At 69.6% G+C, this 19,882-nt stretch carries 19 protein-coding genes; 12 read left to right on the top strand and 7 right to left on the bottom strand.

The features are described from left to right. The first annotated feature begins 36 nt into the window (after positions 1–36). The 3 genes from ubiG to ASF28_RS00820 all read left to right on the top strand — a co-directional run bounded on the left by ubiG (position 37) and on the right by ASF28_RS00820 (position 2,447). Positions 37–780 carry a bifunctional 2-polyprenyl-6-hydroxyphenol methylase/3-demethylubiquinol 3-O-methyltransferase UbiG gene (gene ubiG / locus ASF28_RS00830; RefSeq protein ID WP_056086369.1) on the top strand — a complete coding sequence of 248 codons (744 nt, stop codon included), beginning with the start codon at positions 37–39 and terminating at the stop codon, positions 778–780. A gap of 47 nt (positions 781–827) precedes the next feature. Continuing rightward, positions 828–1,400: a YbhB/YbcL family Raf kinase inhibitor-like protein gene (locus ASF28_RS00825; protein WP_056086367.1), complete on the top strand. Its 573-nt coding sequence runs from the start codon at positions 828–830 to the stop codon at positions 1,398–1,400. Between the two features lie 72 nt (positions 1,401–1,472). Further along, positions 1,473–2,447 carry an NADPH:quinone oxidoreductase family protein gene (locus ASF28_RS00820; protein ID WP_056086365.1) on the top strand — a complete coding sequence of 325 codons (975 nt, stop codon included), beginning with the start codon at positions 1,473–1,475 and terminating at the stop codon, positions 2,445–2,447. Between the two features lie 24 nt (positions 2,448–2,471). Here ASF28_RS00820 and ASF28_RS00815 read toward each other — a convergent pair whose 3' ends face one another. The 3 genes from ASF28_RS00815 to ASF28_RS00805 form a co-directional block, all read right to left on the bottom strand. Further along, positions 2,472–3,485 carry an adenosine kinase gene (locus ASF28_RS00815; protein WP_056086363.1) on the bottom strand — a complete coding sequence of 338 codons (1,014 nt, stop codon included), beginning with the start codon at positions 3,483–3,485 and terminating at the stop codon, positions 2,472–2,474. Positions 3,486–3,567: 82 nt separating this feature from the next. Further along, positions 3,568–3,885 (bottom strand): hypothetical protein, encoded by a 318-nt coding sequence (locus tag ASF28_RS00810; protein ID WP_056086361.1) that lies wholly within the window; start codon positions 3,883–3,885, stop codon positions 3,568–3,570. Positions 3,886–3,949: 64 nt separating this feature from the next. Then, entirely contained in the window at positions 3,950–4,855 is a 906-nt protein-coding gene (locus ASF28_RS00805; RefSeq protein WP_056086358.1) for a sulfite oxidase heme-binding subunit YedZ, read from the bottom strand. A gap of 195 nt (positions 4,856–5,050) precedes the next feature. Here ASF28_RS00805 and ligA point away from each other — a divergent pair, with 195 nt between their 5' ends. Together ligA and ASF28_RS00795 are read left to right on the top strand one after the other, a co-directional pair. Continuing rightward, on the top strand, positions 5,051–7,513 hold the full coding sequence (gene ligA / locus ASF28_RS00800; protein ID WP_056086356.1) for an NAD-dependent DNA ligase LigA: 2,463 nt from the start codon (positions 5,051–5,053) through the stop codon (positions 7,511–7,513). 48 nt (positions 7,514–7,561) lie between these two features. Next, positions 7,562–8,428, top strand: coding sequence for a 3'-5' exonuclease (locus ASF28_RS00795; protein WP_056086353.1), 867 nt, complete (start codon positions 7,562–7,564; stop codon positions 8,426–8,428). A gap of 3 nt (positions 8,429–8,431) precedes the next feature. Here the strand turns inward: ASF28_RS00795 and ASF28_RS00790 are convergent, their stop codons facing one another. After that, positions 8,432–8,953 (bottom strand): hypothetical protein, encoded by a 522-nt coding sequence (locus tag ASF28_RS00790; protein WP_056086348.1) that lies wholly within the window; start codon positions 8,951–8,953, stop codon positions 8,432–8,434. A gap of 168 nt (positions 8,954–9,121) precedes the next feature. Here ASF28_RS00790 and ASF28_RS00785 point away from each other — a divergent pair, with 168 nt between their 5' ends. Beyond that, positions 9,122–10,234 (top strand): PA0069 family radical SAM protein, encoded by a 1,113-nt coding sequence (locus ASF28_RS00785; RefSeq protein WP_056086345.1) that lies wholly within the window; start codon positions 9,122–9,124, stop codon positions 10,232–10,234. Here ASF28_RS00785 and ASF28_RS00780 read toward each other — a convergent pair. Genes ASF28_RS00780 through ASF28_RS00770 form a run of 3 tightly spaced genes read right to left on the bottom strand, consistent with a single transcriptional unit; the run spans position 10,185 to position 12,848 of the window. Beyond that, complete coding sequence (locus ASF28_RS00780; RefSeq protein WP_082475933.1) at positions 10,185–10,880, bottom strand: ribonuclease HII; 696 nt, start codon at positions 10,878–10,880, stop codon at positions 10,185–10,187. The genes ASF28_RS00785 and ASF28_RS00780 overlap by 50 nt on opposite strands. Positions 10,881–10,938: 58 nt before the next feature. Next, the gene (locus tag ASF28_RS00775) at positions 10,939–12,027 is read right to left on the bottom strand and encodes a glycosyltransferase family 4 protein (protein WP_056086343.1); all 1,089 of its coding nucleotides are present in this window, start codon (positions 12,025–12,027) and stop codon (positions 10,939–10,941) included. Further along, positions 12,024–12,848: a UDP-2,3-diacylglucosamine diphosphatase gene (locus ASF28_RS00770; RefSeq protein ID WP_056090993.1), complete on the bottom strand. Its 825-nt coding sequence runs from the start codon at positions 12,846–12,848 to the stop codon at positions 12,024–12,026. Before ASF28_RS00770 ends, ASF28_RS00775 begins: the two co-directional genes overlap by 4 nt. A 716-nt stretch (positions 12,849–13,564) precedes the next feature. Between ASF28_RS00770 and ASF28_RS00765 the strand changes: the two genes are divergently transcribed. The 6 genes from ASF28_RS00765 to sucD all read left to right on the top strand — a co-directional run bounded on the left by ASF28_RS00765 (position 13,565) and on the right by sucD (position 19,754). Next, entirely contained in the window at positions 13,565–14,773 is a 1,209-nt protein-coding gene (locus tag ASF28_RS00765) for an aminotransferase class V-fold PLP-dependent enzyme (RefSeq protein WP_056086340.1), read from the top strand. 90 nt (positions 14,774–14,863) lie between these two features. Further along, positions 14,864–15,802, top strand: coding sequence for a D-2-hydroxyacid dehydrogenase (locus ASF28_RS00760; protein ID WP_056086336.1), 939 nt, complete (start codon positions 14,864–14,866; stop codon positions 15,800–15,802). 120 nt (positions 15,803–15,922) lie between these two features. Continuing rightward, positions 15,923–16,783 (top strand): NADP-dependent methylenetetrahydromethanopterin/methylenetetrahydrofolate dehydrogenase, encoded by an 861-nt coding sequence (locus ASF28_RS00755; RefSeq protein ID WP_056086334.1) that lies wholly within the window; start codon positions 15,923–15,925, stop codon positions 16,781–16,783. A 3-nt stretch (positions 16,784–16,786) separates the two neighbouring features. Then, positions 16,787–17,413 carry a methenyltetrahydrofolate cyclohydrolase gene (fchA, locus tag ASF28_RS00750; protein WP_056086331.1) on the top strand — a complete coding sequence of 209 codons (627 nt, stop codon included), beginning with the start codon at positions 16,787–16,789 and terminating at the stop codon, positions 17,411–17,413. 235 nt (positions 17,414–17,648) lie between these two features. Next, the gene (locus tag ASF28_RS00745; RefSeq protein ID WP_056086328.1) at positions 17,649–18,842 is read left to right on the top strand and encodes a malate--CoA ligase subunit beta; all 1,194 of its coding nucleotides are present in this window, start codon (positions 17,649–17,651) and stop codon (positions 18,840–18,842) included. A gap of 18 nt (positions 18,843–18,860) precedes the next feature. Beyond that, a complete protein-coding gene (gene sucD, locus ASF28_RS00740; RefSeq protein ID WP_056086325.1) occupies positions 18,861–19,754 on the top strand; it encodes a succinate--CoA ligase subunit alpha in 894 nt (297 codons plus the stop codon). The last annotated feature ends 128 nt before the right edge of the window (positions 19,755–19,882 follow it).

Genomic DNA, 19,882 nt, shown 5'->3' with positions numbered 1-19,882 from the left:
CTTCCCACGCCGTTCCCGCCCATTCAGACGGACCCGATGACCGGACCCACCTCTTCCTCCATCGACCGTGACGAGGTCGCCCGCTTCGAGGCCATCGCGGCGACGTGGTGGGACCCCGCCGGCCCCATGCGGGTGCTGCACCGCTTCAACCCCGTGCGGCTGGCCTATATCCGCGATGCCGCCTGCCGGCATTTCGACCGGGACCCGAAGGCGCCACTCCCGTTGGAGGGCCTCACGATCGTCGATGTCGGCTGCGGCGGCGGCGTCCTGTCCGAGCCCCTGGCGCGCCTCGGTGCTCGCGTGACGGGCCTCGATCCGGCCCCCACCAACGTCGAGGTCGCGCAGGCGCACGCGGACGCCGCAGGCGTGAGCGTCGACTACCGGGCACGCACCATCGAGGGCGTGGTGGCGGCGGGCGAGCGCTTCGACATCGTGCTCGCCATGGAGGTGGTGGAGCACGTGGTCGACATGCCGGCCTTCGTCGCCACCGCCTGCGCGGCGGTGAAGCCCGATGGGCTCCTGTTCTCGGCCACGATCAACCGGACCCTGCGATCCTACGCGCTGGCCATTGTCGGCGCCGAATACGTCCTCGGCTGGCTCCCCAGGGGCACCCATGACTGGGACAAGTTCGTGAAGCCCCAGGAACTCATCGGCGCCGTCGAGGCCGGCGGCCTCTCGGTCACCGATACCACCGGCGTGGTGTTCAATCCGCTGGACGGCTCGTGGCGGCCGAGCCGCGACACGGCGGTGAATTACATGATCGCGGCACGCCGCGCCTGAACTCCCGGCGGTGTCCCGCCGTTGACCGGGCGCAACCGGAGGCCGCCATGCTCGAGAAGATCCCCCACGCCGTCGGCGAGGCCCTGTCCGGCCTCAAGGCCGGCCTTCAGGCCACCACCTATCACGCCGAATTCGCCGAGACGCCCGCCACCGTGCGGCTGACGAGCCCGGCCTTCGCCGACGGCGCGGCGATTCCGGCCCGCTTCACGCAGGACGGTGAGAGGACCTCGCCGCCGCTTACCTGGGACAGCCTGCCCCTCGGCACGGCGCGGGTCGTGCTCCTCGTCGAGGATGCGGGCAGCCCGACGCCGCGTCCCCTGGTCCACCTCATCGCATGGAACCTGATGCCGGAGGCCGGCTCCCTGGCCGAAGGGGCCTTGCCGAGCCCCGGGGGCGCGCACCAATCCCAGGATCTCGGCAAGAACAGCTTCCTGCAGGATCAGTGGTTGCCGCCCGACCCGCCCACGGGCCATGGGCCGCACGACTACCTGTTCCAGATCTACGCCCTCGATACCGCGCTCGCCCTCGACGCCTCGCCGGGCCGGAGTGCCGTGATCGAGGCCATGCACGGCCACGTGCTGGCCAAGGGCAGCCTGACGGGGACCTACGCCCGGACCTGAATCGACTTTAGGTGTTGCGCCGGTCAGCGCGCCCGGTGCATGGCCGCTTCAAAACCGGGATGGAGCTATTGGATGAAGGCCCTGCTGTGCACCCGCCTCGGCGAGCCCGATGACCTGTCCCTGGCGGAGATCGCCGACCCGGTGCCGGGACCCGGTGAGGCCGTGGTGCGCATCACCCTGGCGGCCCTCAACTTCTTCGATACCCTCATCATCGCCGGCCGCTATCAGGTGAAGCCGGATCTGCCGTTCTCACCCGGCGGTGAGGCCAGTGGCGTGGTCGAGGCACTCGGGCCGGACACGGCGGGCTTTTCCGTGGGCGAACGGGTCATCGTTCATCAGAAGTTCGGCACGGTCCGGGAGCGGATCGCCGTCGCGACCCATCATCTCACACCCATCCCCGATGGCGTCTCCGACGAGCAGGCCGCCGGCCTCACCATCACCTACGGCACGTCGCTCCACGCCCTGCGCGACCGGGCCAAGCTCCAGCCCGGCGAGACCCTGGCGGTGCTGGGCGCCTCGGGCGGCGTAGGCCTCGCGGCGGTGGAGCTCGGCGCCATCATGGGTGCGCACGTCATCGCCTGCGCGTCCTCGCCCGACAAGCTCGCCGTCGCCCGCGCGCACGGGGCGACGCAGGGCGTCGATTATGGGGCCGACAACCTGCGCGAGGCCCTGCGGACCCTGACCGAGGGACGGGGCGTCGACGTGATCTACGATCCCATCGGCGGCGACTACGCCGAGCCGGCCCTGCGCTCGCTCGGCTGGAAGGGCCGCTACCTCGTCATCGGATTTGCCGCCGGAGACATCCCCCGCATCCCGCTGAACCTCGCCCTCCTGAAGGGCATCGACATCCAGGGGGTGCATTGGGGCGTCTTCGTCGAGCGTGAGCCCGAGGCGCACGCGGGGAACCAGCGACAGCTCCTGGCCTGGGTCGCGGAAGGACGTCTTACCGCCAAGGTTCACGGGGTCTATCCCCTCGCCGAATACGCCGAGGCGCTGGGCATCCTCAAGCGGCGCGAGGCTGTGGGGAAAGTGCTCCTACGGCTGTGAGCGCCTTCCCCGCGAGGTTCGTGTTCAGAGCAGGCCCTGAGCCTTCGCCAGGGCCACGAGGTCGTGCTGGGGCCGGGCGCCGATGTGCTGGATCACCTCCGCTGCCGCCAGGGCGCCGAGGCGGGCGCTCGCCGCGTTGTCGAGGCCGCGCGCGTGGCCGGCGAGGAAGCCCGCCGCGAACAGGTCGCCGGCACCCGTGGTGTCCACGAGCTCGTGCACCGGGGACGCCTCGACGCTGCGGATCTCGCCGCCCTTGACCACCATGGCTCCGTCGGCCGAGCGGGTGACGAGGCCGAGGAGGTGCTTGCCGCGCGCGTCGCGCTCGTCCCGCAGGGCCTTGAGGGCGACCTCGGCATCGTCGGTCTCGTAGAGACTCTGCAGCTCGCCGATGTTGGCGAACAGGATGTCGATGCTGCCGTCGCGGATGAGCCCCAGGAATTCGTCGCGATAACGGCCGACGCAGAACGCGTCCGACAGGGTGAGCGCCACGGCGTTGCCGGCGGCGTGGGCGATCTGCACGGCCTTGCGGAAGGCGTCTTTGGCGGCCGGCGGGTCCCACAGGTAACCTTCGAGGTAGGTCACGCGGGCGCTTCGCACGGTGGCCTCGTCGACATCGGCCGGGGACAGGCTCTGGCAGGCGCCCAGATACGTGTTCATGGTGCGCTCGCCGTCGGGCGTCACCAGGATGAAGCAGCGCGCCGTCGCCGGGCCATCGGTGGCGGCCGGGACGGTGAAGCGTACGCCCGTGGCCTTGAGATCGTGGGCGTAGAGACCGCCGAGTTCGTCGTCGCGGACCTTGCCGATGAAGCCGGTTTTCGCCCCGAGCAACGCGGCCCCGACGGCGGTGTTGGCCCCCGAGCCACCCGACACGATGGTGGCCGGTCCCATGGCATCGTACAGGGTCTCGGCCCGCGCCTCGTCGATGAGCTGCATCGCCCCCTTCGGCACGCCTTGCGCCGCGAGGAAGTCCTCGTCGGCACGGGCGATGAGGTCGACGATGGCGTTGCCGAGGACGAGGAGGTCGAGGGATTCGGGCATCTAACCGTCCAGTCTGGCTGGGGATGAGGATGCGCCGGGCTGTGGCATCGCCCCCGCCGGGGGTCAAGCGACGGGCGGTCTCCTACTGGAGTGCCTTCACCTCGCACTGCGCATAGTCCGAGGCCGCCTTCACGTAGGCGTTCAAACCCTTCACGTAGGCCTCCGCAAGGGGGCGGTAGACCGCGATCTGAGCGTTGTAGGCCTTGATGGCGTCGTTGTAGCTGTAGGCCTCCCAGCCGGGGCAGCCGCCCTTGGCCTCGAGGCAGGGCGGTTTCTCGGGGAAGGCGGGCTTGGCCGGCCGGGCGCTCGCCGGCGGCGGTTCGGCGCGGGGGCATTCGGCGACGACCGCGCCCCCCGCGAGGAGGCAGGCAAGGCCCGCCGCCAGAATCGTCTTCGACATCGCATCCTCCCGAGCCACTCCCGAAAATCTCATGCGGGAGGCCGGGCGCCGCCGCAAGCCGGGTTCAGCGCGCCGCCATGGCCTGCCTCGACCTGGGCTGAGCCGGCCGGGTCTTCGGATCGGTTCGGGTGTTCGAGCGATCCCACGCGAGGCGCGCGGCGTTCACCGCCGGCAGGATCAGCCCGAGGGCGAGGACCCACCAGGCCGGGCGGATCATGCTGGGAAAGGCAAGGTTGGCCTGCAGCACCCGCTCCGCCGGGATGCCGCTTGCGAAGCCGTACCACGCCGCCTCGAGACCGGCGGTGACGAGGGCGACGGCGACGGCAAGCCCGAGCAGGGTCAGGGGATTGATCGGCCAGCGCAGGCGCTGCAGGGCCCGCCAGCCCATGAGGAGCAGGAACCCGCCGGTCCAGAACACCGGGTCGGACACGTCGATCTTGGCCTGGAGGAAGTAGTGGACGAGGCCGAGCACCGCGATGGTGTAGACCGCCTTGTGTAGGCGCGGCCAGGCCTTGCCGAGGCGCCGGATCATCCCGTCCGTCGAGGTCACGCCGAGCACCACGAGGCCGAAGAGCGCGACGAACCCGATGGTGAGGTAGAACCGGGTGACGATCTCGGACACCACCTTCGTCAGCACGAAGTTCTGATCGACGACGTAGAGCGCGAGGTGGATCAGCGCGTAGGCCAGCACCGTCAGTCCCAGCATCCGCCGGACCAGGATGAGCTTCGGGAAGTTCGCGATCCGCCTCAGGGGCGTCACGGCGAGCGACAGCAGGAGAAAGCGCACGGCCCATTCGCCGGTGCCGTGCAGGAGCGCGGTGATCGGCTTGGCACCCAGCGCGTCCCCCGCGTAGGCGCCGGCGAGCCAGAGGCCGGGCGCCAGGGCGAACAGGAAGACGCTGAGCTTGAGGCCGGAAAGGCGGCCGGCGCGGTCGCGCCAGGGCGCGGAGAAGGCGGGCAGGGCTGGCATGATACTTCCGGATACGGCGGTCGGGCGACGCCGCCTCTGCCGTATCTACGTGGCGAGGCGGGCCGAAGTTACGGCAGGCGACGTGCGGTCGCACACGAGCCGGTTCGCCGACCGGGGCACCCGGGGACGATGCGGCGCCCGGCGCCGTGCTGTATGCCGGACGGAAAGACCGGTCCCCGTCGCAAAGCAGCCCGCATGCCCGCATCGAAGCCGTCCACCGACTCCCTCGACAGTCTCACGGCCGAGCGTGCCCGGGCCGAACACGCGGCGCTCTCCAAAAGGATCGCCGAGGCCGACCGGCTCTATCATCAGGAGGACGCGCCCGAGATCTCGGACGGCGAGTACGACGCCCTGCGCCGCCGCCTGGAGGATATCGAGGCCCAATTCCCCGACCTCGCCGGTACGGGTGCGGCGAGCGCATCGGTCGGCGCCAAACCCTCCGAGAAGTTCGCCAAGGTCCGGCACGCGGTACCGATGCTGTCCCTGGGCAATGCCTTCGCGGACGAGGAGGTAGAGGAGTTCGTCGCCCGCGTGCGCCGGTTCCTGAACTGGCCGGAGGCGGAGCCGCTGGCCTTCACCGCCGAGCCGAAGATCGACGGACTGTCCCTGTCCCTGCGTTACGAGGGGGGGCGCCTCGTCACGGCCGCGACCCGGGGCGACGGCGAGACCGGCGAAGACGTCACCCGCAACGCTCGCACGGTGGACGACATCCCCGAAACCCTAACCGGCGACGACGTGCCCGAGGTGTGCGAGGTGCGCGGCGAGGTCTACCTGTCGCACGCGGATTTCGCAGCCATCAATGCGCGCCAGGAGACCGCCGGCAAGGCCCTCTTCGCCAACCCGCGCAACGCGGCGGCCGGATCGCTGCGCCAGCTCGATCCCGAGATCACCCGTTCGCGGCCACTCAAGTTCTTCGCCTACGCCTGGGGCGAGTTTTCGCATGTTCCCGAGGCGACCCAGCACGGGATGATGGAGGCGTTCCGGCGCTGGGGTTTTCCAGTCAACGCACTCACCATCCGCTGCACCGAGGCAGCCGAGATGATCGCGCATTACCGGCGCATCGAGGCCGAGCGGGCGAATCTCGGCTACGACATCGACGGCGTCGTCTACAAGGTCGACGACCTCGCCCTCCAGCGGCGCCTCGGTTTCGTCTCGCGCTCGCCGCGCTGGGCGCTGGCCCACAAGTTCGCCGCCCAGAAGGCCCTGACGGTGGTGGAGGGGATCGAGATCAATGTCGGCCGCACGGGCTCGCTCAATCCCCTGGCGAAGCTCCGTCCCGTGACGGTGGGCGGCGTCGTGGTCTCGAACGCCACGCTCCACAACGAGGGCTACGTGCAGGGCGTCGGCGGTGACGGAGAGCCGATCCGCGACGGCCGCGACATCCGCGTCGGCGACACGGTGGTGGTGCAGCGGGCCGGCGACGTGATCCCGAAGGTCATGGACGTGGTGCTCGACAAGCGCCCGACGGACGCGAAGCCGTTCGTCTTCCCCGATCATTGCCCCGCCTGCGGCAGCCGGGCGCTGCGCGAGATCAACCCGCGCACGGGCAAGCCCGACGCCGTTCGGCGCTGCACCGGCGGGCTGATCTGTCCGGCGCAGGGGGTCGAGCGCCTGAAGCACTTCGTCTCGCGCAACGGCTTCGATCTCGAAGGCTTCGGGCAGACCTACATCGAGGTCCTGTTCGAGGCCGGGGTGATCAAGCAGCCGGCCGACCTGTTCCGCCTCGATTTCGACGAGCTGAAATCCGCTATCGTCGCCCGCCGCGAGGCCCTGTCCGCCGAGCGCCGGGCCGAGGGCGTGCCGGCACCGAAGAAGCCGACGAAGAAGAAGGGCGAGGAAGAGGACAAGGCGATCCACAACCTGATCTCCGCCGTCGAGGACCGCCGCCGTCTGCCCCTCAACCGTTTCCTGTTCGCCCTGGGGATTCCCGACATCGGCGAATCGACGGCAAAAGCCCTGGCCAAGCGCTTTCCGGACATGGCTGCCCTCATGGCCGGGGTCGCCGCCGCCGCCGGGGCCAAGGCCGGGCCGGACTGGATCGAACTTTCGTCCCTCCCGCGCATCGGCCCGACGACCCGCGATCGCCTGCTGGAGGTCGGCTACCCGCGCGAAGTCTCCGAAGCGGAGGAGGGCGAGGCAGAAGCCGAGCCCACCGAGCCGCCCGGCCGCATCCGCCTGTCGGCGCCGCAGCGCGCGAGCCTGCTCGCCCATTACGGTGATGCCGATGCGGCCGCCGCCGGGATCGCGCGGGCCGCGTCCCAGCGCCCCGGCGATGCCTACCGTCACTTCGCCGACGACGGCGAGATCGGGCCGGTCGCCACGGATTCGCTGATCGCGTTCTTCAACGAGCCCCACAACGACGCGGCCGTGCGGGCACTTCTCGATGCGGTCACCACGGAGCCCATGGCCGCGCCCATGGCGGCGACGGCGTTCGCCGGCAAGACCGTGGTGTTCACCGGCTCCCTGGAGCGCATGACCCGCTCCGAGGCCAAGGCCACGGCCGAGCGGCTCGGGGCCAAGGTCTCGGGTTCGGTCTCGGCCAAGACCGATCTCGTCGTGGCTGGCCCGGGCGCCGGATCGAAGCTCAAGGACGCCGAGAAGCACGGCGTCGAAGTCGTGAGCGAGGACACCTGGCTTGCCCTCGTGGCCAGCGCTTGAGCTGTCTTTTCGTCGGGGGTAGTTGAAGCGGGCCGCGCGCGGAGACCCATGCAGCAGATCATCGCCCTCGACTTCGAGACCGCCAACGAGCGGCGCGACAGTGCCTGCGCCGTCGGTTTGGCCTGGATCGCGGACGGCGCCGTGGTGCGTCGGGAATCGCGGCTGATCCGGCCGCCGGAGCTGCGGTTCTCGCCCGGCAACATCCGGGTCCACGGCATCGTGCCGGCGGATGTGCGGACGCAGCCGACGTTTCCGGAGGTGATAGCCGAGTTCCTGCCCGACCTCGCGAGCGGCCTGGTGCTGGCCCACAATGCCGGCTTCGACATGGGGGTCCTGCGCGCGTCGCTCTCCGCCTACGGCCTGCGCCCGCCGGCCTTCTCCTATCTCTGCACCCTCCAGATCGCGCGACGGGTGTTTCCGGCGGAAGAAGGCTGCGGACTCGGCAAGGTCGCGGCGCGCCTCGGCATCCGCTTCGAGCACCATGACGCCGGCGAGGATGCCTATGCGTGCGCCGAGATCGCCCTGGCGGCCGTGCGCCGGACGGGGGCGCCCGATGTCTTCGGTCTGTCCCGCGCCATCCGTCTGCCGGTCACGACAGTGCCGGAGGGACCGGACCGTGCCATGCCGCCGCGCGCCGTTCCAGGGGGGGTGCCGGACCGTACCGGCTCGGCGGCGCGACGGGTGCAGGCGCTCAGTTTTGCCGTGAAGGGCCGGCGCGGCGACCGCTACGCCGTCACCCTGGAGGACCGGGCGACGGGTCTGCGCCTGCGCTGCACCTGCATGGCGGGGCGCTACGGCACCAACTGCCGTCACGTCGCGGCCCTGCTCGACGGCGACATCACCGATCTGTTGTCCGGCAACCACGATGACGTCGAGCGCCTGCGCCTGCGGATGCAAGCGGCCGCCGAGTCCTGACGCTCAGGACCGCTCGAGGCGGGCCGTCAGCCGGCGCACCGCCACCCGCCGGACGAAGCGCGGGCCGGCGAGCAGGCGTTCGCGGCGGACGAGGTCGCCCGGACGGGGCGCGCCGACGCCGATGACGCCCTCGCCCCGGGCGGCGAGGCGGGCCGGCAAACCCGTATGCGGGCGGCGCAGGCGGGCCAGGGTCACGTCGGGCCGGGCGGTCCCGATGAAGCGGTCCAGGATGCGGATCCAGCCCTCGGCCGGCACGTCGCCGGCCTCCAGGCACAGGACCCATTCGCGCCGTGCCGCCTTGGCGCCGGCCGACCACGCCGAGCCGCCGCGCGGGTGCAGGACCAGCTTGGCACCCGTGGCCTCCGCGACGGTGTCGATGGCCGCGCTGTGGCTCGATGCGACGATGACCGCGTCGCCGACGAGCCCGGCGGCGACGCCGGCCACGAGGGCGCCGAGGGTGTCGGCGAGCCGGTCGACCACATCGGGATCGGCCGGCCGCGCCACATGGATCAGAGCGGAGATCATGCCCGCGCATACCGTATTTTCGCGCCGACTGAAGCTGTCGGCGGGGCCGGTTTGCTGGCGGAAGCGCGCAGGCCGGGACTCAAACCGGTCTTTGCCTGGATTATGTGCAGCCCCTCCGAGCTGTGTTCATGATATGTTCCTTGCGTGACGTGACGGAGGACTGGCAGGGTGCGGGGATCGGCGGGTCAAGGGGCATCGGACGCCGCGCGCCGCCTCGCCGGCACGACGCGTCCGGGCGAGGCGCGGCGCGGGCGCGGTGCCACGGCCAATCCGGATGGGCGGTTCGAGGCGACGCGGCGCGAAAGCTTCGACGACGGCTGGGAGACCGAGGCCCCGGTCCCGTTGCGGACGGTGGTGACGGCCGAGCACGCCCGCACGATCATCAGCCGCAACACCTCCCCCGACATTTCCTTCGACCGCTCGATCAACCCCTATCGCGGCTGCGAGCACGGCTGCGTCTATTGTTTCGCCCGGCCCAATCACGCCTATGTCGGCCTTTCGCCCGGCCTCGATTTCGAGACGCGGCTGTTTCACAAGCCGGAGGCGGCCAAACTCCTGACGGCCGAATTGTCTGCGCCGGGCTACCGGCCTGCCACCATCGCGCTGGGAACGGCGACGGACCCGTACCAGCCCATCGAGCGCGAGCATCGCCTCACCCGGAGCGTCCTCGAAGTGCTCGCGCGGTTCCGGCACCCCGTGGGAATCGTCACCAAGTCGAACCTCGTGGTGCGCGACCTCGATCTTCTCACCGACCTCGCCCGGGACGATCTCGTGAAGGTCGCCGTTTCGGTCACCACCCTCGATCCCGACCTCGCCCGCCGCCTGGAGCCGCGCGCGCCGCATCCGAAGAAGCGCCTCGAGGCCATCGAGCGCCTGAGTGCGGCGGGAATTCCCGTCATGGTCATCGCCGCCCCGGTGATCCCGTCGCTGAACGACCATGAGATCGAGGCGATCCTGACCGCCGCCCGCGAGCGCGGCGCGCGGGAAGCGAACCACGTGCTGCTGCGCCTGCCCCTGGAACTCGACGCCCTCGTGGACGACTGGTTCGCCGAGCATTATCCGGGGCGCCGCGCGCACGTGATGTCCCTGGTGCGCCAAGCCCGCGGCGGGCGTGCCTACGATGCGGAGTACGGCCGCCGCATGGTCGGGGCCGGGCCCTACGCCGACCTCATCGTCCGCCGCATGCGCCTCGCCCGGCGTCGCCTCGGCTACCCCGAGGAGCGCTTGAAGCTCAGGACCGACCTGTTCGCCCGGCCGACGGCGCAGCTGTCGCTGTTCTGAGGGCGGACTCGGGCCCGTGGATGCGGGCCTCCGGCGCGTGGGCGCGGGTTTCGGGTGCGTAGGCGCGGGTGAAGCTGCAGCGGTGATGCGCCGAGCGTCCGAGGGTCGCCAAGCCGGCGAGGTGGGTCTTGGTGCCGTAGCCGACGTTGCTGTCCCAGCCATAGGCCGGGTGGCGCCGGGCGAGCGATCGCATCACCGCGTCCCGCACGGTCTTGGCGACGATGGAGGCGGCGGCGATCTGCGGCACGATGCGGTCGCCGCCGATGACGGGACGGCAGAGGGCGAGGCCGGGGATCGCGTCGCGGCCATCGACCAGCACCGGGGCATCGAGGCCGAGGCGGCGGACGGCGCGCGCCATGGCGTCGAGGGTGGCGCCGCGCACGTTGATCCGATCGACGAGGGCCCGCGACCCGGCCGCCAGGGCTACCCGGGCATGGGCGCGGATGAGGGGGGTCAGACGCTCGCGCTCCGCCCGCTTCAGGCGCTTCGAATCGTCGAGCGCCGCCAGGATCTCCCCCGGAATCGCCCGGGGGTCGAACCACACCGCCGCGACGACCACGGGTCCGCACAGCGCCCCGCGCCCGACCTCGTCGCACCCGATCACGGCCGGATAATTGTTCGCCTGAGCGGCATCGAACGGAAGCATACGGGGGACACGCGGCGTCGGGGCTGGGGGCGGACCCTGCCAGTCCGGCCCGGCCGAGTCACCACGCCGGGGCGCTGCGTCCCGTGTTCACACCGAGACGATCGCCGCGGGGGCCGGGGCGCGTGCGGGGGCCGGGCGTGCCATGGGCCTCGGCGATGTTGCCGTAGAATTGCCGCGCGCTCTCGGCCCAGGTGTAGCGCAGGGCCTGCGCCCGGCACCGGTCGCGCGGGACGTTCAGGGCCGCGAGGGCCGCCCTGCGGAGATCGTGGTCGAGCACCCCCGCATCCGTGCCGCCGATGACGTCGAGGGGACCGGTGACCGGATAGGCCGCCACGGGCACGCCGCAGGCGAGCGCCTCCAGGAGGACGATGCCGAACGTGTCGGTGAGACTCGGGAACACGAAGACATCGGCGGCGGCATAGACCGCCGCCAGGGCCGCCCCCGTGCGGGTGCCGAGGAAATGTGCGTCGGGGGCGAGGGAAGCGAGGCGCGCCCGGTCCGGCCCGTCGCCCACCACCACCTTTGAGCCGGGCAGGTCGAGGCTGAGGAAGGCGGCGATGTTCTTCTCGACGGCCAGGCGCCCGACGAACAGGAAGACCGGCCTGGGCAGGCCGGCGAGGGGATCGACGTCGCCGGATTTGGGTTGGAAAACGTCGGTATCGACGCCGCGCGTCCACCGCATGAGGTTGGTGAAGCCGCGCGCCGAAAGGTCCCGCTCCAAGGACGGCGTGCTGACCATGGTCCCGTTGGCCGCCCCGTGGAACCGGCGCAGCCAGGCGTAGCTCCAGGATTCCGGCACCGGCGCGCGGGCGGCGAGGTATTCGGGGAAGCGGGTGTGGTAGCTCGTGGTGAACGGCCGGCGATGGCTCAGGCAGTAGCGGCGGGTGGCGTAGCCGACGGTGCCCTCCGTGGCGATGTGGACGTGCGTGGGGCGTAGACCTTCCCAGCGCCGGGCCACCGCCCCGCGCGTCGCGCAGGACAGGCGGATCTCGGGGTAGCCCGGCAGGGGCACCGAGGCGAAGTCCTTGTGGGTAAGGAACACCGTGTCGATCCCGAGGCCCACGCCGGCGGCCGCCATGTGCTCCAGGGAGCGCACGACGCCGTTGACCTGCGGGTGCCAGGCATCCGTGGCGATGAGGAGCCTCACGCGACCGCCCGCGCGCCGTCGGGCCGCCGTCCGGCGAGGGCGTCGTCCCGGGCATCCCGGGCGCGCACGATGCTCGGATAATGCAGCACCTCCATGGTGCCGTCGTAGTGTTCGACGATGGCGGTACAGGATTCCACCCAGTCGCCGGTGTTGAGGTAGGTGAGACCGCCGATGGTCCGGTTGGCGGCGTGATGGATATGGCCGCAGATCACCCCGTCGGCCCCGACGCGCTTGGCTTCCGCCGCGAGCAATTCCTCGAACTTGCCGATGAAGTTGACGGCGTTCTTCACCCGCAGCTTGGCCCAGGCCGAGAGCGACCAGTAGGCGAGCCCGAGGCGCCGGCGCAGGGTGTTGAGGTGGGTGTTGACGAAGAGGGCCGCCGTGTAGGCGCCGTCGCCGAGATAGGCGAGCCAGCGGGCGTGGCGCACCACCATGTCGAACTGATCGCCGTGGATCACGAGGTAGCGCTTGCCGTCCGCCGCCACGTGGAGGCGCTGGTCGGCGACCTCGATGCCCCCGAAGGTCATGCCGATGTAGTCGCGCAGGAACTCGTCGTGATTGCCCGGCACGTAGATCAGGGTCGACCCCTTGCGCACCTTGCGCAGGAGTTTCTGGACCACGTCGTTGTGGCTCTGCGGCCAGTACCAGCCGGACTTGAGCTGCCAGCCATCGACGATGTCGCCGACGAGGTAGATTTCGTCGGCATCGTAATCGCGCAGAAATTCGAGCAGCAACGCCGCCTGGCAACCCTTGGTCCCGAGGTGCATGTCCGACAGGAACAGGGTTCGGACGCGGATGGTCTTCTCCGAATCTTCGCCCATGGTGGTCTCCGAACGCATCTGCATCGGACCGAGCCAAACCGGATTCCCGTATCACTTTGATGACGCCGGCCGGCCGCCGGGAAGCGTCGTCGCGCCGTGCGGCACCGCATCGCGAGCCTTGCGCGGCTATAAAATTATTTGACGTTTCGCGAAGTTTTTCGGGTTTTCCTTCCTGCGCGAAGGAAGGCATAGTCGCCTCCAAGGTGCCCCACCGGACCGCGCGGGAAATCGCGCGTCCGGAGCCCTGCGAGGTGAAGAAGGGCAGCGACATACGGGGCAGCATGGCGCCTGCACGGCCTGGGGCGGCGCGGTTCTTCGAGCGCGCCCCGGCCTGGAGAACGGCTTGAGATCGTCGGACCCGTCCACGGACGTCCGCGCGCTTCGATGCGTCCGCGCATCGCGGCGTGGGTCTCGAACGCCCTGCAGCCCATCGACAGCACGGCGCCTCGCTCCCGATGGGATCGGGGTTTCCGCCGTAGGGCGAGGCCGTCGAATTCCCTCGGGCAATATTGCCTGAGGGCAAGTGGAGCGGGCCGGGTATCCGGCCGATCCGCAAGCGCGTAGGAGCCTGCCCACCCGAGAGGGCGGCCCGACCGGGCCGACGTCTCGTCATCGATCCCACCCGGAAGGGCGGCCCCATGGGGCAGACCTTCCGCCACTGAACCATCGCGTCGCACGTGTCGCGCGCACTTACTTTGAGAACCGGAGACATCATCATGGCGGCAACGAAACGGCCGGGTCGCAACCACCTCTTCGTTCCTGGCCCGACGAACATCCCCGATCGCGTCCTGCGATCGATGGTGGTGCAGTCCGAGGACCATCGCTCGGTGGACTTCCCCGCCCTGACCAAGCCCCTGTTCGAGGACACCAAGGCGGTGTTCGGCTCGACCAAGGGCACGATCTTCCTGTTCCCGGCCTCCGGCACGGGCATCTGGGAATCGGCGCTCACCAACACCCTGGCCCGCGGCGACAAGGTGCTGACCTCGCGCTTCGGCCAGTTCAGCCTGCTCTGGGTCGACATGGCCGAGCGCCTCGGCCTCGACGTCATCGTGCAGGACGAGGAGTGGGGCACGGGCGCAGACCCGGAGAAGATCGGCGAGGCCCTGCGCGCCGACAAGAACCACGAGATCAAGGCCGTCATGGTCGTCCATAACGAGACCGCCACCGGCGTCACCTCGGATATCGGCGCCGTGCGCAAGGCCATCGACGCCGCCGGCCACCCGGCCCTGCTGTTCGTCGACGGCGTGTCGTCGGTGGGCTCGCTCCCCTACAAGATGGACGAGTGGGGCGTCGATTGCGCCATCGCCGGCTCCCAGAAGGGCCTGATGCTGCCCGCCGGCCTCGGCGTGATCTGCGTCAGCGAGAAGGCCCTCAAGGCCGCCGAGGCGTCCGCCGGCAAGAACGACCGTCTCGCCCACGTCTACTTCGACTGGGCCGACCACCAGAAGCAGAACCCGGCCGGCTACTTCCCCTACACCCCGTCGCTGCCGCTGCTCTACGGCCTGCGCGAGGCGCTCGCCTGCCTCAACGAGGAAGGCCTCGAGAACGTCTACCACCGCCACCACGTCCTCGGCGAGGCGACCCGCCAGGCCGTGGCGGCCTGGGGTCTCAAGACCTGCGCCAAGGAGCCCAAGTGGAACTCCGACACGGTCACCACCATCGTGGTGCCCGAGGGGATCGACGGCGCGGCGATCATCAAGCACGCCTACGTCCGCTACAACCTCGCCCTCGGCGCCGGCCTGAACAAGCTCGCCGGCAAGGTGTTCCGCATCGGCCACGTCGGCGACCTCAACGAGCTGTCGCTGCTGGGCGCCATCGCGGGTGCCGAGATGGCCATGCTCGACCACGGCGTGAAGGTCACGCCCGGCTCGGGTGTCGCCGCCGCGTCGAGCTACCTGCGCGAGAATCCCCTGGCCAAGGCCTGACCTGACGACCGCCGGGGCGATCCTTCGCCCCGGCGACCCCATCGACCACCGTGCTGCCGGCGGTTCGGCCGGATCGACCTGAGGGATTCCATGACGAAGACAATCGTGTTCCTCGACCGCGAGTCCCTCGACGCCGAGGTCCGGGAGTTCAATTTTCCGCACGACTACGTCGAGTACGATTCGACCTGGACGCCCGAGGAGATCGTCGAGCGCCTGAAGGGCGCCGAGATCGCCCTCATCAATAAGGTGCCCATGCGCGCCGACGTGTTGAAGCAGCTCCCCGACCTCAAGCTCATCGCCGTGGCCGCCACCGGCACGGACGTGGTCGACAAGGCAGCCGCCAAGGAACTCGGCATCACCGTCGTCAACATCCGCAACTACGCCTTCAACACCGTGCCCGAGCACGTGATCGGCCTGATCTTCGCTCTGCGCCGGGCCATCGTGCCCTACGCCAATTCCGTGCGCCGGGGCGATTGGGCGAAATCCACCCAGTTCTGCTACTTCGACTACCCGATCCACGACATCGCCGGCTCGACGCTGGGCATCGTCGGCTACGGGGCGCTAGGCAAGTCCATCGCCAAGCGGGCGGAAGCGCTCGGCATGAAGGTCATCGCCTACGACGTGTTCCCCCAGGAGGGACTGGTCGACTTCGAGACCATCCTGACCCAGTCCGACGTCATCACCCTGCACGCGCCGCTGACGCCCGAGACCCGCAACATGATCGGCCGCGCCGAGCTGGCGAAGATGAAGAAGCACGCGCTTCTCATCAACACCGCGCGCGGCGGCCTCGTCGACGAGGAGGCCCTGGCCGAGGCGCTCCAGAACGGCACCATCGGGGGTGCGGGCTTCGACGTGGTCGTGACCGAGCCGCCGAAGAACGGCAACATCCTGTGCGAGCTCGACCTGCCCAACCTCATCGTCACGCCGCACGTGGCCTGGGCAAGCAAGGAGGCCATGCAGATCCTGGCCGACCAGCTCGTGGACAACGTCGAGGCCTTCGTCGCGGGCAAGCCGCAGAACGTGGTGTGACGGGCTTTCCCTCGCCGCACAGGGGAGGGATCGCGTCACGCCCCGCAGCGAGGCTGCGACCGGGAACTCAAAAATAAACGCCAGCCGCGCCAAGCGTGGAAACGACAGGGATCAAGAACAATGAAAAAACTGCTGTTCCAATTCGACACCGACGCCGTGCCGAGCGTGTTCGACGTGGTGGTGGGCTACGACGGCGGCGCCGACCACATCACCGGCTACGGCAACGTGACGCCCGAGAACGTCGGCGCCCTGGTGGATGGCACGATCTACACCCGCGGCGGCTCCGAGAAGAAGTCCACGGCGATCTTCGTCGGCGGCGGCAGCATGGCGGCCGGCGAGGCGGTGCTGAGCGCGGTGAAGAAGCGCTTCTTCGGCCCGTTCCGCGTCTCGGTGATGCTCGATTCCAACGGCTCCAACACCACCGCCGCCGCCGGCGTCGCCCTGGTGCAGAAGGCCGCCGGCTCGCTCCAGGGCAAGAAGGCCGTGGTGCTGGCCGGCACCGGCCCCGTCGGCATGCGCTCGGCCGCCCTCCTCGCCCAGGAAGGCGCCACCGTGATCCTGTGCGGCCGCTCCCTCGACAAGGCCCAGGCCGCCGCCGACCAGATCAACAAGCGCTTCAAGGTCGAGATCTCGGCCGCCGCGACGCCGGACGCCGCCTCCCGCGCCGCCATCGTCAAGGGCCAGAACCTCGTGTTCTCTGCCGGCGCCATCGGCATCGAGCTCCTGTCGGAAGCCGACTGGAAGGACGAGGCCAGCATCGAGTTCGTCGCCGATTACAACGCCCAGCCCCCCCTCGGCTTCGGCGGCATCGACGCCATGGACAAGGGCAAGGACCGCCACGGCAAGAAGGTGTTCGGCGCGCTCGGCATCGGCGGCCTGAAGCTGAAGCTCCACCGCGCCTGCGTCGGCCAGCTCTTCGACAGCACCGAGCAGGTGCTCGACGCCGAGGAGATCTACGCCCTCGCCAAGAAGATGGCCTGAGTTATGGCCGCCGACGCGACCATCCAGACCTTCCTCGACGGGCTCGCCAGCTCGGCCCCGACCCCCGGTGGCGGCGGCGCCGCCGCCATCCACGGCGCCATGGGGGCGGCGCTGCTCAGCATGGTGTGCAACCTCACCATCGGGAAGAAGAAGTACGTCGAGGTCGAGGGCGAGCTGAAGGAGATCCTTTCGCAATCCGAGGCGCTCCGGGCCGAGCTCACCGGCATGATCGCCGACGACGTCGCGGCCTTCGACGCGGTGATGGGCGCCTACGGGCTTCCCAAGACCACGGACGAGGAAAAGGCTGCCCGGGCGGAGAAGATCCAGGCGGCCCTCAAGGTCGCCACGGACGTGCCCCTCGAATGCTGCCGGGCCTGCCGCAAGGTCATCGACCTCGCCCAGCCCGTCGCCGACAAGGGCAACCTCAACGTCATCTCCGATGCCGGTGTCGCGGTGCTCTCCGCCCATGCGGGTCTGCGCAGCGCCGCGCTGAATGTCTACGTCAACGCCAAGGGCCTGGACGACCGCGCCTTCGCCGACGCGCGTCTCGCCGAGCTCGAGACCCTGCTCGGCTCGGCCGGTCCGCTCAACGAGTCGATCTACGAGATCGTCAAGGCCAAGGTGAACTGATGTTTTGCGATGCGGGACGGCTCTCGTTCCGCATCGCAAACAAGACCGGCGGGAAAGTCCTCGTTCGCAGCCTAACGCCAAGGTCAGCTGCCGAATCGGGTTGAATACGAAAAGCATTCCGACTGCCTTCAAGGCAGACTCAACGAGAATGTAAAAAAATATAAACGGCAGAGCCCTTTTCGCGAAGTGAAATTTACGAGAAGGTTCGCCCAAGGAAACGTCGAGGAGATCGCACATGGACGTTCACGAGTACCAAGCCAAGGAGTTGCTTGCGGGCTTCGGCGTGGCGGTTCCCAAGGGCGCGGTGGCCTTCAGCCCCGATCAGGCGGTCTACGCCGCCACCGAGCTCGGCGGCTCGTTCTGGGCCGTGAAGGCGCAGATCCACGCCGGCGCCCGCGGCAAGGCCGGCGGGATCAAGCTGTGCCGGACCTACAACGAGGTCCGCGACGCCGCCAAGGACCTGCTCGGCAAGCGCCTCGTCACCCTGCAGACCGGCCCCGAGGGCAAGCCGGTACAGCGGGTCTACGTCGAGACCGCCGATCCGTTCGAGCGTGAACTCTACCTCGGCTACGTGCTGGACCGGAAGGCCGAGCGCGTGCGCGTCATCGCCTCCCAGCGCGGCGGCATGGACATCGAGGAGATCGCCGCCAACGAGCCCGAGGCCCTGATCCAGGTGGTGGTCGAGCCGGCGGTGGGCCTGCAGCAGTTCCAGGCCCGCGAGATCGCGTTCCAGCTCGGACTGAACATCCGCCAGGTCTCGGCCGCCGTGAAAACCATCATGAACGCCTACCGGGCGTTCCGCGATTGCGATGGCACCATGCTGGAGATCAACCCGCTGGTGGTCACCAAGGACGACCGCGTCCTGGCCCTCGATGCCAAGATGTCGTTCGACGACAACGCCATGTTCCGCCGCCGCAACATCGCCGACATGCACGATCCCTCGCAGGGTGATCCGCGCGAGGCCCAGGCCGCCGAGCACAACCTGTCCTACATCGGTCTCGAGGGCGAGATCGGCTGCATCGTCAACGGCGCCGGTCTGGCCATGGCCACCATGGACATGATCAAGCACGCGGGCGGCGAGCCGGCCAACTTCCTCGATGTCGGCGGCGGCGCCTCGCCCGACCGTGTCGCGACGGCGTTCCGGCTGGTGCTGTCCGACCGCAACGTCAAGGCGATCCTCGTCAACATCTTCGCCGGCATCAACCGCTGCGACTGGGTCGCCCAGGGCGTGATTCAGGCGGCCAAGGAAGTGAAGATCGACGTGCCGCTCATCGTCCGGCTCGCCGGCACGAACGTCGAGGCGGGCCAGAAGATTCTGGCCGAGAGCGGCCTCGACCTTATCACCGCCAACAGCCTGTCCGACGCCGCCGCCAAGGCCGTCGAGGCCTGTGCCGCCGCCAAGTCCGCCACGGCCACGCGCGCCAACTGAGAACGGGGAGGATACGTCATGAGCATTCTGATCGACGAGAAGACCCCGATCATCATTCAGGGCATCACGGGCGACAAGGGCACGTTCCACGCCCGTGAGATGATGGAGTACGGCTCCAACGTCGTCGGCGGCGTCACCCCCGGTAAGGGCGGCAAGACCCATCTCGGCGTGCCGGTGTTCAACACCGTCAAGGAAGCGGTGGAGGCCACGGGTGCCACCACCTCCATCACCTTCGTCGCCCCGCCCTTCGCGGCCGACGCCATCATGGAAGGCGCCGATGCGGGCCTCGCCCTGATCTGCTCGATCACCGACGGCATCCCGGCCCAGGACATGATGCGGGTGAAGCGGTATCTCCGCCGCTACCCCAAGGACAAGCGCACCATGGTGGTGGGCCCGAACTGCGCCGGCATCATTTCGCCCGGCAAGTCGATGCTCGGCATCATGCCCGGCCACATCTACCTCAAGGGCAATGTCGGCGTGATCTCGCGCTCTGGCACCCTCGGGTACGAGGCCGCCGCGCAGATGAAGGAAGAGGGCATCGGCATCACCACCTCGGTGGGCATCGGCGGCGACCCCATCAACGGTTCGTCCTTCCTCGATCACCTCGCCCTGTTCGAGCAGGACCCCGAGACCAAGGCCGTGCTCATGATCGGCGAGATCGGCGGCCCGCAAGAAGCGGAAGCTTCCGCCTGGATCAAGGAGAACATGACCAAGCCCGTTATCGGCTTCGTCGCCGGTCTCACCGCTCCGAAGGGCCGCCGCATGGGGCATGCCGGCGCCATCATCTCGGCTACGGGCGACAGCGCCGCCGAGAAGGCCGAGATCATGCGTTCGTATGGTCTGACCGTGGCCCCGAGCCCCGGCGAGTTCGGCTCGACGGTGGCGCAGGTGATGCGCAAGCTGGCGGCGTGAGTGCATGAACCCTCCCCACTCTGCGGGGGAGGGTGCCCACGCAGTGGGTGGGGGGTGGACCTCTCCGGACCGGGCGCAGCCCCTCATCCGACCCGCTTCGCGGGCCACCTTCTCCCGCAGAGGGGAGA

The sequence above is a fragment of the Methylobacterium sp. Leaf99 genome (genome assembly GCF_001422375.1).
Lineage (GTDB): Bacteria > Pseudomonadota > Alphaproteobacteria > Rhizobiales > Beijerinckiaceae > Methylobacterium.
Note: the sequence above shows the minus strand (reverse complement) of the source record. Positions and strands in the feature narration are given on the sequence as shown.

Coding starts and splice junctions, on each gene's coding strand:
- ubiG (WP_056086369.1), top strand. CDS start 37: ATGACCGGACCCACCTCTTCCTCCATCGACCGTGACGAGGTCGCCCGC.
- ASF28_RS00825 (WP_056086367.1), top strand. CDS start 828: ATGCTCGAGAAGATCCCCCACGCCGTCGGCGAGGCCCTGTCCGGCCTC.
- ASF28_RS00820 (WP_056086365.1), top strand. CDS start 1,473: ATGAAGGCCCTGCTGTGCACCCGCCTCGGCGAGCCCGATGACCTGTCC.
- ASF28_RS00815 (WP_056086363.1), bottom strand. CDS start 3,485: ATGCCCGAATCCCTCGACCTCCTCGTCCTCGGCAACGCCATCGTCGAC.
- ASF28_RS00810 (WP_056086361.1), bottom strand. CDS start 3,885: ATGTCGAAGACGATTCTGGCGGCGGGCCTTGCCTGCCTCCTCGCGGGG.
- ASF28_RS00805 (WP_056086358.1), bottom strand. CDS start 4,855: ATGCCAGCCCTGCCCGCCTTCTCCGCGCCCTGGCGCGACCGCGCCGGC.
- ligA (WP_056086356.1), top strand. CDS start 5,051: ATGCCCGCATCGAAGCCGTCCACCGACTCCCTCGACAGTCTCACGGCC.
- ASF28_RS00795 (WP_056086353.1), top strand. CDS start 7,562: ATGCAGCAGATCATCGCCCTCGACTTCGAGACCGCCAACGAGCGGCGC.
- ASF28_RS00790 (WP_056086348.1), bottom strand. CDS start 8,953: ATGATCTCCGCTCTGATCCATGTGGCGCGGCCGGCCGATCCCGATGTG.
- ASF28_RS00780 (WP_082475933.1), bottom strand. CDS start 10,880: ATGCTTCCGTTCGATGCCGCTCAGGCGAACAATTATCCGGCCGTGATC.
- ASF28_RS00770 (WP_056090993.1), bottom strand. CDS start 12,848: ATGGGCGAAGATTCGGAGAAGACCATCCGCGTCCGAACCCTGTTCCTG.
- ASF28_RS00765 (WP_056086340.1), top strand. CDS start 13,565: ATGGCGGCAACGAAACGGCCGGGTCGCAACCACCTCTTCGTTCCTGGC.
- ASF28_RS00760 (WP_056086336.1), top strand. CDS start 14,864: ATGACGAAGACAATCGTGTTCCTCGACCGCGAGTCCCTCGACGCCGAG.
- ASF28_RS00755 (WP_056086334.1), top strand. CDS start 15,923: ATGAAAAAACTGCTGTTCCAATTCGACACCGACGCCGTGCCGAGCGTG.
- fchA (WP_056086331.1), top strand. CDS start 16,787: ATGGCCGCCGACGCGACCATCCAGACCTTCCTCGACGGGCTCGCCAGC.
- ASF28_RS00745 (WP_056086328.1), top strand. CDS start 17,649: ATGGACGTTCACGAGTACCAAGCCAAGGAGTTGCTTGCGGGCTTCGGC.
- sucD (WP_056086325.1), top strand. CDS start 18,861: ATGAGCATTCTGATCGACGAGAAGACCCCGATCATCATTCAGGGCATC.